Annotated in this window: 10 protein-coding genes and 1 riboswitch; of the genes, 2 read left to right on the forward strand and 8 right to left on the reverse strand. The window is 45.5% G+C overall.

Features of this window, described 5'->3' with window-relative positions:
- Nucleotides 1-16 precede the first annotated feature (16 nt).
- From D8877_RS02305 to D8877_RS02315, 3 genes are all read right to left on the reverse strand, one after another.
- Nucleotides 17-919, reverse strand: a complete 903-nt coding sequence (locus D8877_RS02305) for a DUF2268 domain-containing putative Zn-dependent protease (RefSeq protein WP_125352327.1) — start codon at nt 917-919, stop codon at nt 17-19.
- 174 nt (nt 920-1093) lie between these two features.
- Nucleotides 1094-1723, reverse strand: coding sequence for a DUF4352 domain-containing protein (locus D8877_RS02310; RefSeq protein WP_125352329.1), 630 nt, complete (start codon nt 1721-1723; stop codon nt 1094-1096).
- A 21-nt stretch (nt 1724-1744) separates the two neighbouring features.
- Entirely contained in the window at nt 1745-2608 is an 864-nt protein-coding gene (locus D8877_RS02315) for a mechanosensitive ion channel family protein (protein WP_002896584.1), read from the reverse strand.
- A 146-nt stretch (nt 2609-2754) separates the two neighbouring features.
- On the opposite strand from D8877_RS02315, the gene sstT reads away from it, so the two are divergent.
- Nucleotides 2755-3654: a serine/threonine transporter SstT gene (gene sstT / locus D8877_RS02320; RefSeq protein WP_125352331.1), complete on the forward strand. Its 900-nt coding sequence runs from the start codon at nt 2755-2757 to the stop codon at nt 3652-3654.
- A 64-nt stretch (nt 3655-3718) separates the two neighbouring features.
- Here the strand turns inward: sstT and D8877_RS02325 are convergent, their stop codons facing one another.
- The 5 genes from D8877_RS02325 to D8877_RS02345 form a co-directional block, all read right to left on the reverse strand.
- Complete coding sequence (locus D8877_RS02325) at nt 3719-5056, reverse strand: alanine/glycine:cation symporter family protein (RefSeq protein ID WP_125341124.1); 1338 nt, start codon at nt 5054-5056, stop codon at nt 3719-3721.
- 85 nt (nt 5057-5141) lie between these two features.
- Nucleotides 5142-5234: riboswitch (glycine riboswitch) on the reverse strand.
- Nucleotides 5235-5400: 166 nt separating this feature from the next.
- A complete protein-coding gene (gene trxA / locus D8877_RS02330) occupies nt 5401-5715 on the reverse strand; it encodes a thioredoxin (RefSeq protein ID WP_002898369.1) in 315 nt (104 codons plus the stop codon).
- A gap of 110 nt (nt 5716-5825) precedes the next feature.
- Nucleotides 5826-6785 (reverse strand): hypothetical protein, encoded by a 960-nt coding sequence (locus D8877_RS02335; protein ID WP_260468640.1) that lies wholly within the window; start codon nt 6783-6785, stop codon nt 5826-5828.
- 50 nt (nt 6786-6835) lie between these two features.
- Nucleotides 6836-8254 (reverse strand): C69 family dipeptidase, encoded by a 1419-nt coding sequence (locus D8877_RS02340; protein ID WP_125341125.1) that lies wholly within the window; start codon nt 8252-8254, stop codon nt 6836-6838.
- 78 nt (nt 8255-8332) lie between these two features.
- Nucleotides 8333-10666 (reverse strand): endonuclease MutS2, encoded by a 2334-nt coding sequence (locus D8877_RS02345; RefSeq protein WP_125352333.1) that lies wholly within the window; start codon nt 10664-10666, stop codon nt 8333-8335.
- Nucleotides 10667-10775: 109 nt separating this feature from the next.
- On the opposite strand from D8877_RS02345, the gene D8877_RS02350 reads away from it, so the two are divergent.
- Nucleotides 10776-10920: helix-turn-helix domain-containing protein (locus D8877_RS02350; RefSeq protein ID WP_142999421.1), on the forward strand; the 145-nt coding region annotated here is incomplete at its 3' end.

Genomic DNA, 10920 nt, shown 5'->3' on the forward strand with positions numbered 1-10920 from the left:
TTCAAGCAAAAATGTGTCATTTCCAAAAGTCTTTAGTCGCTTCTAAAATTTCTTCTGTCGGTGACACCGTAGCCTCAGTAATGCTCTTGCCAGTCTTTTTCAGATAAGCTTGTATCAGATGATAGCCATAAGCATAGCCCGCAGCATAAGGCATACCAACCGGTATTTGACCCTGTATCTCTGCAATTTCATCACCATAGAGGTAAGGAGCCATTTCCGCCATCCCCGTTAGCTGAAGCTGACTGGAGATGATGGGCTTAATCTCTTCTAACTGCTCTGGACTGGTTGAAGTAACCCAAGGCCCAATGAGATCTTTGCCATAGAGCTCAGCAGCAAAAGACTCTGCCAATCCTTCACTAACTACCCAGTCTGCTAGTGTCGTCTGCTGGTTCCATTTGATAAATTGGAAGCGGACATTATGGTTGCACTCGTGGGCTAACGCCGCCTGCACACGTGGTAAAGTATAGTCATTTGGCAGCAGACTAAGCATGAGGTAGCCTGGAATTCCTCCATCTCCGCTGTAACCCTTATTGATCTGTAACATGGGCTTTTCTGGATTGCCTAACAAAATAGTAAAATAGTAATCCTCAACCTCTAAATCATAGCCAGCTTGCTCAAAAAGACCGATACTCCTCTTGATGGTATCTTGACAATTTTGCCAGAGTTGATCAGAGCTCAGAGCATCAATAGCCGGTCTATCCTTTTCTGACAGAGTGCCGGGTAGCTGATTCATAAAGCCAAGTAGGAAAAGAGCATCAAAGCCTCCGGGATACTTCGCTTTCAGAGGAATGTGTTGCGTTTGATATTTTGTTGCAAAAGGTGCTAAAATATTAGCCCGAAAACAGCCTTCTCTCTTTTCTAAAGGCAGCTCTAGCATCTCTTGATAAACTTTATCCGAACGAATCATATTGATTTTCATGGTAATCTCCTTTTCTAATTTTCACCAGTATACACCCTCCTCTAAGGTCAGGGTCAAGAAAAAGATTTGAAACTTTTGCCTCAAATCTTCTTTTATCTATTCAATTTGATGCCTCCACTTTCAAATCTGGGTGCGGAAAATAGCAAAGACATTAGAGTAATGGGATAATTTTCCCTATTGCTCCTTCTTTTTCTCTTGCTTTGGCTTGCTTTTCTCCTTTTGCCACTTAGCATTTTCGTAGGTCACGGTATAGGTATCCTCATCGCCGCCTTCCCCGTCAAATACCAAGTCAAAGCGTATAGACTTGCCTGGCGCCAGATTGGTGCCGATTTGTGTATTGTCAAAGGTTGAGCCGTCCAAAATATAGACATTCTCCTTCTTGTCATAAAGTCCAAAGTCATAAGGACTGACCAGAATGGGCTTTTTAGAAGTATTTTCAACCGTGATAGTCGCAACGACAGCTACTCCTGTTGACTCATCGCTCATAGCTCTCTTGCTATCTTCCACTGCCGAATGAACTGTCACCTTGAGTCCGCTGGAAAATTCAACTGTTTTCTCAAAAGCATGACTGGAATAGGAATCAAGAGGTGAGTTATGGTAGCCCGTGAGAGACTTGAGATGGTCATTTTCCTCCATAAGGCCAATCGTGGTGATGACGAGGAGAATGCTGAGCAAGGCCAGAAGAAAGATGATAATACCAGACACCAGAGCTGCCCAAAAGAGCCCCTGCTTGTGGAGAGGACGTTTTAAACGGTAAACAAGATTGTCCTCACTGACAATCTCCTGCTGAATTCGCTGATTCATATGGACCTTTCTAATCAATAATTACTTGCCTTTTGAAAGAGGGCCAAGCGTCGGAAGCTCAATCCCCTCTCGCAAAAGCGCCTCATGGTAAAGACGGTAGAAAATATGGTAAATAGAAATCTGCATGCCTCCCTGCACTATCATGCTGATACGGAAGTTAAACTGACCATTTGAAGCCATCTGCGGCCCCAAGATATTCGGCTCTTTAAGAATCTCTGGATGTTCTGGCACTGCTTCTTCATTGACCTTGGCAATAATGCGGTAAATCTCGTCCAAATCCGTCTGGGCATAAATGGGGATATCAATCAGAACCCGCATATCTCCACGGGAAAGATTACTGACAACCATGATATTGCGGTTGGGTACAAAATGAAGCGTTCCGTCCGCGTCCCGTACCTGCGTCGTCCGAATCCCGACACTGATTACTGTTCCAGCGATGTTGATAGGACCGTTAGTCAGGCGGACATTGTCACCGACATCTAACTGTCGCTCGAGAAGAATAAAGAAGCCATTGACCAGATCCGACAGGAAGCCCTGGGCTCCCATTCCGATGGCCACCCCGGCAATTCCGGCACCAGCTAAAAGGCTGGAAACCGGCAGTCCCAAGATAGATAAAACCCAGTAAATTAAGAGAAAATACAAGACATAATTAAGCAGATTCTCAATCAGACGAGTAATGGTTTTCTGTCTGGCTACATCCTGTTTGGATAGCTTGAGAGAGGGAGCAATGATCTTGGTCACTGACAAATGCAGGATTTTCTTAACGATGTAAAATAAGATAAAAAGCAGAAGTAAAGAGACCAGCTTGGAAAAGAGGTCATCTGCAATCTTGCTCCAGTCAAACTGCTGGATATAGCGGGAAAAGACATTTCCGGTCTTAGACATAGGCTACCTCCAAAAAGATTACTACCATTATACCACAAAGACCAATCAGCGCGGACATAGAATGGTTAGTCCGACCTAGCGTTGCTTTCACCCCCCCCTTTCTATCGTATAATAAAATAAGTATCTAAGACAAGAAAGGAACTTACATGCTCCATCGCTTCATCACCATTTGGAATAAAACCAATCTAATCAAGCGGATTTCCATCGGTATTGGCATTGGTGTCCTGCTGGCTGTCATCTTCCCCCAAGCACAGGCCATCAGACTTCTAGGCCAAATCTTCGTTGGCGGCCTCAAGGCCATCGCTCCGCTCCTCGTCTTTGCTCTGGTGGCAAATGCCCTGTCTCAACAGCAGAAAGGGCAAAAGAGCAATATGAAAACTGTCATCTTGCTCTATCTTCTGGGAACCTTTGCGGCGGCCTTGGTAGCGGTTCTAGTCAACTTCTTCTTTCCCATTAGTATAGAGTTGGCTTCGTCCTCCCAAAAGGTTTCTCCGCCAGATGGAATCGGACAAGTCCTCAGCAATCTTCTGCTTCAGCTGGTGGACAATCCCTATCCCTTGGTCTGGCGCTGCTTGCGAGTCAGTGGTGTGACTGTCTTTTTCACGCGCAGCTCTGCGGCAAACATCCCCGTCAATATGAAACTCTGTCGGGATCTGGGGCTCAATCCAGAGACCTACTCGGTCTCTATTCCTCTGGGAGCCACTATCAACATGGCAGGAGCTGCCATCACTATAAACACCCTGACCTTGGCTGCTGTCAACACGCTGGGTATCCGGGTTGACTTTGGAACGGCTCTAGTTCTCAGTATTGTAGCGGCAACTTCTGCCTGCGGGGCCTCCAGCGTAGCTGGCGGTTCTCTCCTGCTCATTCCGGTCGCTTGCAGCCTCTTTGGAATTTCCAATGATTTGGCCATGCAGGTAGTCAGCGTCGGCTTCGTTATCGGTGTCATTCAGGACTCCTGCGAGACAGCCCTCAACTCTTCTACTGACGTTCTCTTTACAGCTGTGGCCGAGATGAGCAGCTGGCCGAAAGAAAAACGCTATTAATTTCAACAAAAACCTCTAGACTTCCATCATTACGGAAAGCTAGAGGCTTTTTTATGTGCAAAAATTAGTTCTTTCGATGCTTGTCAAAATATTTATTCGTTTCACTGATAACAATAGGAGAAAGCACCAGAAGAGCGATTAAATTTGGCAAAGCCATGAGGGCGTTGACAATATCTGCAAGAATCCAGACCGCCTCTAGACCTACAAAACCACCGAGTACAATCATCAGGACAAATAGCAGGCGATAAACGCGGATATAGCGCACCCCAAAGAGAAATTCAAAACAGCGTTCACCATAGTAATTCCAGCCCAAGATAGTCGTAAAGGCAAACAGAACTAGAAAGACTGAAAGCAAGACCGGACCAAAATTAGCAAAAACACTCGCAAAGGCTGCCTGAGTCAAGGACACGCCGTTGAGATTGCCATCCCAGACTCCTGTGATTAAAATCGTCAAGCCTGTCAGACTACAGATAATCAGGGTGTCGATAAAGGTTCCGGTCATGGAAATCAAGCCTTGTTCTACCGGTTCCTTAGTCCGAGCTGCCGCCGCTGCAATGGGCGCTGACCCCAAACCAGATTCATTGGAGAAAACTCCACGCGCGACCCCGTTTTGAATTGCCATCTGAATGGTTGCACCGGCAAAACCGCCGACAGCAGCCGTCTGGCTAAATGCTGAGCTAAAGACCAGCTGGAGAGTCGGCAGCAGACGATCGAGATTAACCGCTAAGACAGTCACAGTCCCCAGAATATAAATAGCTGCCATAAAGGGCACAACCTTGGTCGATACTCGGGCAATAGACTGGATGCCGCTGAAAACAACCAGAGCCACCAAAATAGCCAAGATAGAAGCTGTCACAGCTGGAGGCAGCTGAATGGTATTCTGCATGGCCTCTGTGATGGAATTGACCTGCGTAAAGGTCCCAATCCCCAAGAGAGCCACCAAGATACCAGCTATCGCGAAAAAGATGGCCAGCGGGCGCCACTTCTCGCCCATCCCTAGTAAGATATAGTGCATGGGACCGCCCGCCATAGCACCATGAGCATCCTTGCGGCGGTACTTGATAGCCAAGAGGCCTTCGGCATACTTCGTCGCCATTCCAAAGAAAGCAGCCACCCACATCCAGAAGAGTGCCCCCGGTCCACCGGTTTTAATGGCAGTTGCCACTCCAATGATATTTCCCGTTCCCACAGTCGCGGCCAGAGCCGTACAGAGAGCCGCAAAGCTCGAGACATCGCCCTGATGCTCCTCGTCCGATACAAAGATTAGCCGAAAGGCACGCGGAAGTCGAAAAATCTGCAGCAAGCCCAGACGCAGACTGAGATAGATACCGGTACCAACCAGCAAAATGAGCAGGGGCGGACCCCAAACAAAAGAATCCAGACGATTCAATATTTCCAACATGATATAAGCTCCTTTTCACACCGAGAAAAAGAAAGAGCACATGCAAAACATGTACTCTGGATGTGCTGGAGTAGGGAAATCCCTGCCTCTTAGCTCTGTCCTTTTACCTGAGAGTTTGAGCGGTTCTAAACCGCCTTGCCCCTTCGGTGCCATTCCTGGTCTCTCCAGAGTTCCGTCCATTTCACAGTCAGAAGCGCCCGCCTCTTTCTGAAAAACTTCGTTCGGTGTTGATTATTAATTTTCTATTATTCTAAAAGAACATTCGCCTTTTGTCAATATTTTGTGAAAATTTTTAAGGATGTAAACGTTTTTTGATACAAAAAAGAAGCCCAGAGGCTTCTTGCTTAGCTTAATTCGGCGATAATAGCCTTGAGCTGGTCTTTGGTATGAACACCTGCGACTTGCTTAACGACTTGACCGTCTTTCTTGAACAAAAGGGTCGGAATGGACATAATGCCAAATTCGCGGGCAGTATTTGGATTTTCATCCACATCCATTTTAAGGATTTTTAATTCGTCCTCATGAACTTCCCCTGCCAACTGCTCCAAGATAGGCGCCTGCATGCGGCATGGACCACACCAAGTTGCCCAAAAATCAATCAGAACCAATCCGTCTTTTGTTTCTTCTGCGAATGTTGCATCTGTAACTGCTGCTACCATAAATCTTCTCCTTTAATAGCTTACTTTTGATAACATTTTACACCAAAAGCAAGAGAAAGAAAAATATTTGCTACGGCCACTACATATAGATTGAAATTCCTGTTTATATCTTATTCCACCCTATTTCCCTTTTTACAAAATTTGTTATTTTCTATAAAACTTTTCCACACTCCTTTTTCTTTGGTAGACTGTAAAGAAGCATATTCAAATTTATATATTGTGGAAACTTTTCCAACTTCACTTTTTCCAAAGATTGTAGATTTCAAAACCACAATCAGCAAAATTATAAACGAAAATAATAAAAATAATACTACGCTCAAAGAAATACTTTTTACAAAATTAATTCTATCACTAGAAAGAGTTACAATACTCCAAGCATCAACAGCAGGAATTAATAGATATTCCAACATAATCATTTTTTTATCATTATCTCCACTACCAACTATTCGTTCTGGAAGAATTAGGAGAATGAAAATAGAAATAAGTAAGCAGTATGATAGAATAAGGATGGACGTTATCAGATTTTCATCACTTGTATTAGACCATTGTTGAAATAGAAAATAGCCTAATAAAAATTGAAGCAGCAACATAGAGTACTGTAAAAAATAGAACCAAAGTTGCGAACTACTAATTGACGAGACATCTTTCTCTATTTTCACATCTAATAGTCTCTTCGACACTTGTATACGATGTGCTAATTCTTCTAAATCCTCAGACTCAACGCCCCCTTCCTTTATTTTCTTACCAATATCATCTATTTTAAACCAAATATAACCATCATCTCTTACCCATTGATATAATCCAAATGTTTTAATCCTTCGGCCATAAGGGTTTATCCTTTGAGAAATTTTAAATAAGAGTTTCTTGATCTTCTCAGAACTTTCTGGACTAAGTTCTGCAATTTCTTCAGCATAGACTGTTAGTTTTTTAAAATCCTCTTGCTTATTTTCGTAGACATATTTTCTGTATTCTTCTTTTTTCTTTTGAAAGTATGCATATATTCCTGAAATTAGTGCTGTAAAAGCTGTAATAATAGCAGGAGTTAGCAATTGTTTAAATAGTTCTTCCATAATAAACCTTTCCCTCTAGAACAACATCATAGTTTAACAACCAATGCCTATCAATCACTCAGTGAGAAATGGTTGGTCATGAGATTGCTGGCATCCAAGAGAACTTTCTCCAAGAGTTGGTCTGTCGCTTCTTGCACCTTGTCGCTCATGGCTTGATTTTCAGCTTCAAAGTCCACATCCTCGCCCTTGGCCAGAGCTCGGTCTACCCGACCAATCATTTCATTACCCCAGGCCATGGTCTTTTCCTGATAATCATCCAAGTCTCCGACATGACTGCTAAAATGAGCATCAGCCAACCCAGCAATGAGTCGATTAGCCCAGTAGAAAGAATCCGTCGAAACCTTGTCTGTCGTGTTGGCAAAGTAATCTGGCGTTGTCGAGACTTGAGTAAAGAAAGGAACGGCTGTATTGTAAGGCATGGAGCCGTAGGATAGCCATTGGATCCCAGTCGTTTCCTGCGGTTGATTAGGGCGCAGCTGCAAGATGGCTGTCTGACTGGTCCGATTGATCCCGATAGTCCTAAAGGCCCGTCTGCTATGGTGGTCTCCCTCTGCTCCATAAGGATCATAAGGCGAATCCTGATAGTGACTGCTCAGGACATACTTGACATCTTCGATCGTGATCTTGCGGTATGGCTTGCGGCACCATGGAATGAAGAAACTCCTTGGATCTTGCTCTACTTCTGGATTGAGAAAACGCTGGATGTCCCAAGCACGCGGTGTATTGTAATGACGGTCCTTATCCTTCTGGCTGCCAAAAGCATAGCGTGGATTGAAGCCCTCGTCCGAGTAATTCAGATTGAGATAGTTTTCCTCGATAAAGTTTTTGAGATTTGGATGACAGAGGAAGTGCTCAGGATTGTTAAATTCAAAATAATCACTACCCAGCTGATTTGGATTGGTCACATAGGCATCATCCGGCACCCGCCGCGCCATCCAATGGTGGCCGCCAATGGTTTCCAGCCACCAGATTTCATTAATATCTGAAATAGCAATCCCATTGGACTCATAAGTGCCGTACTCTTCTAGGATTTTCCCTAAGCGTAGAACTCCTTCGCGAGCAGTCTTGATATAGGGCAGAACCAGCGTAAGGATATCTTCCTCACTGATACCTGATTCTACTAGAGGGTCAGCCCCCAGCACGCGGCTGTTGGTCGTAATCGTTTCCGTCGCGCTAACAGCAACATTATAGCTGTTAATCCCAGCAGCTCCCCAAATACCATCCTTGGGAACTGCATCTGGCACTGCCGTATAGCGGACTGGATTGTCCGGCAGATCCATCTCAAAGGATGTCAAAACTGACTGATAATGGCGAGGCTGGTCTTGTGGCTCCACTACAACAAATTTCTTGGGCGTAAAAACCCCATTTTGTGAATCCTCTGTACGAGCCACAATGGTTGAACCGTCGTAACTGGCCTTCTTGCCCACCAAAATAGTCGTGCAGGAATCTGATGCGTGTTTTAATCTCATGGCTTCTTCCTCCAATCTATTATACGCCTACATTATAGCACAAAAAATGGCTTAACCAGCCATTTTTCTTTATCCTTCTTACTTAAAGATCACAATCGTCGCGCCGCTGCCGCCGGCATTTTGCGGAGCATAGCCGAAGGACTTGACATGCTTATTGCGGCGGAGGTATTTTGTCACCCCTTCACGTATGACGCCGGTCCCGATACCGTGGATAATATCCACCTGAGCCATGTTATTGAGGAGGGCCTGATCGATAAAGGCATCAAGCTCTTCCATGGCCTCTTCGTAGCGTTTGCCGCGCAGGTCCAGTCTGGCTTTGGGTCCAGCAATATTGCCCCGCTTGACCACATTGACCTGCTTGCGCTTAGGTTGCTGCTCTTTTTCAGCCTTGAGAAGATTAAATTCCTGCTCTTCTAGAGTCATCTTGATAAGACCGACCTGAGCTTCCCAACGGCCGTCCTTGAGCTGCTTGACCAAGGTTCCCCGCTGACCATAGCTGGTGACTAGGATATCATCTCCCACCTTGGGCGCCCGATTTTTCTTGGCCTGCTTGAGCACCTTATTCTTTGATAAATCAACCGTTTCTGGTGCCAACTTTTTAAGCTGAGCCTTGGCTTCAATAATCTCATGCGGTTTGAGACTGGACTTATCATGGAGATTTTTGAGAATGCTCTCACTCTCTGACAAAGCCAAATCAACGATTTCCTGGGCTTCCACCCGCGCCTTATTGAGCTCGGTTTCCTTTTCTCGGTTAAACTCATTGTAAAGCTTTTTGAGGGCTCGGTTAAATTTGAGATTTTCCTGCTCCACCTCGCGGATATTATCCAAGCGCTTGCGGCTTTCCAGCGTCTGCTCCTCTAAGCGCTCAATAATCCGATTGACATCACTGTCTGTGTTAGTCTGCTCTTGGGCATGGCCAACGATAACTTCCGACAAGCCCAAACGCCGAGCAATTTCAAAGGCATTGGAGCGGCCAGGCACTCCCTGCATAAAGCGATAGGTCGGCCTTAAACTATCTGTATCAAATTCCATGCTGGCATTCTCTACCCAGTCCGTCTCAATCCCATAGGCTTTGAGCTCAGGATAGTGGGTCGTCGCCATGGTTTTAATCTGCCTTAGCCGCAAATCTTCCAAGATAGCAATAGCCAGAGCTGCACCCTCTTGCGGGTCAGTCCCAGCTCCCAGCTCATCCAGCAGGACCAAACTCTCGCTATCAACCTGCTCTAAAATATAGACGATATTGGTCATGTGACTGGAGAAAGTCGACAGGCTCTGCTCAATGGACTGCTCATCACCAATGTCTGCAAAAATCTGACTGAAAATCCCGACGCGACTCCCCTTGTCCGCCAGAATCGGCAGACCTGACTGGGCCATGATCTGAGCCAAGCCCAAGGTCTTCAGCATGATGGTCTTACCACCCGTATTAGGCCCAGTAATGACAATCTCTGTCAAATCAGGCCCGAAATGCAAGTCATTAGCCACCGCATTTTCAATCAGGGGATGGCGGACACTGAGCAGTTGGATATCCTGCTCTTCCGACAGGTCTGGCACCACCGCTCCCGTCTCCTGCATGAAGCGGACCTTGGCACGCACCAGGTCCAGATGTCCGATAATCCAAGCATTGTTGGCAATTTCAGCTGCATGGGGACGGAAGAGGTCCGATAATTCCTGCAAAATCCGCTGAATTTCATAACGCTCGTCCGCCCGACTGCTGGCAATTTCTTCGTTGAGATTGACAACTGCTCTAGGCTCGATATAGACGGTATTGCCGCTGGCAGAAATATCGTGAACCACACCAGAAATGCGGTTGCGGTAGGTATTTTTCACGGGCAGCACATTGCGGCCATTCCGGCTGGCCACTACCTGATCCGCCAGCATCTCTCCCTTGTTTTTGAGAATCTCCTGCAGAATTTCCCGCACCTGGTTTTCATTTTCTTGAATTTTTCGGCGGATGCGGCTCAAACTTTCGCTGGCAAAGCTTTCAATAAAGCCGCCATCATTAACAGCCTGCAGACTTCCTTGCAGCTTAGGGAAAACAGCCAGGTTCTCAAACAGACGGTCCAGCTTTTCCAAGTGCACATTTTCCAAGTCCTCATAAAAGGACTTGAGCTCCTGAGTCACAGCCAAGACGCGCTTGAGAGCCAAAAACTCCTCAATATTCAAGTCGCTCTCCAGCTCCAAGCGCTTGGTCAAGGCAGTAATATCCTGAGTCGCAGCCAGACTAAAGTGCGGATGCTGCACAAAAATCTGCTGCATATCTGTCATTTCCAGAAAAGCTGAGGCCACCGTCTCCATCTTGCTAGTCGGCAAAAGCAGGCCCAGCTCCAACTGCCCCTGCTCGGTCAGAAGATAGGGAGCAAACAGTTCTTTAATCTTGCTAAATTCTAAGGTTTCTAAAATTTTTGTGTTCATAATTTTCTTTTCTAGTGATAAATTGTAAAATATAGTGCAACAAAAAACCCATAGGTTCTCAAATCGTGTAAACTGTAAGTAACCACACAAACAGACACAAGGAGATCCTATGGGCTACTTACATATTACCATAATTGATCGGCTAAAGATAGAAGCATATCTTGAAGCAGGTTTTAATCTGTCCTATATTGCAACTAAGTTAGGTTTTCACCGTTCATCAATTAGCCGAGAAATCAAACGGTGTCCAAATAAAT

Origin of the sequence: Streptococcus sanguinis, assembly GCF_003943735.1 — a bacterium.
In the GTDB taxonomy this organism is placed as follows: domain Bacteria; phylum Bacillota; class Bacilli; order Lactobacillales; family Streptococcaceae; genus Streptococcus; species Streptococcus sanguinis_E.

What these genes read in the sequence shown, in the direction of transcription:
- D8877_RS02305 (WP_125352327.1), bottom strand. Translation starts at nt 919, where the DNA reads ATGAAAATCAATATGATTCGTTCGGATAAAGTTTATCAAGAGATGCTA.
- D8877_RS02310 (WP_125352329.1), bottom strand. Translation starts at nt 1,723, where the DNA reads ATGAATCAGCGAATTCAGCAGGAGATTGTCAGTGAGGACAATCTTGTT.
- D8877_RS02315 (WP_002896584.1), bottom strand. Translation starts at nt 2,608, where the DNA reads ATGTCTAAGACCGGAAATGTCTTTTCCCGCTATATCCAGCAGTTTGAC.
- sstT (WP_125352331.1), top strand. Translation starts at nt 2,755, where the DNA reads ATGCTCCATCGCTTCATCACCATTTGGAATAAAACCAATCTAATCAAG.
- D8877_RS02325 (WP_125341124.1), bottom strand. Translation starts at nt 5,056, where the DNA reads ATGTTGGAAATATTGAATCGTCTGGATTCTTTTGTTTGGGGTCCGCCC.
- trxA (WP_002898369.1), bottom strand. Translation starts at nt 5,715, where the DNA reads ATGGTAGCAGCAGTTACAGATGCAACATTCGCAGAAGAAACAAAAGAC.
- D8877_RS02335 (WP_260468640.1), bottom strand. Translation starts at nt 6,785, where the DNA reads ATGGAAGAACTATTTAAACAATTGCTAACTCCTGCTATTATTACAGCT.
- D8877_RS02340 (WP_125341125.1), bottom strand. Translation starts at nt 8,254, where the DNA reads ATGAGATTAAAACACGCATCAGATTCCTGCACGACTATTTTGGTGGGC.
- D8877_RS02345 (WP_125352333.1), bottom strand. Translation starts at nt 10,666, where the DNA reads ATGAACACAAAAATTTTAGAAACCTTAGAATTTAGCAAGATTAAAGAA.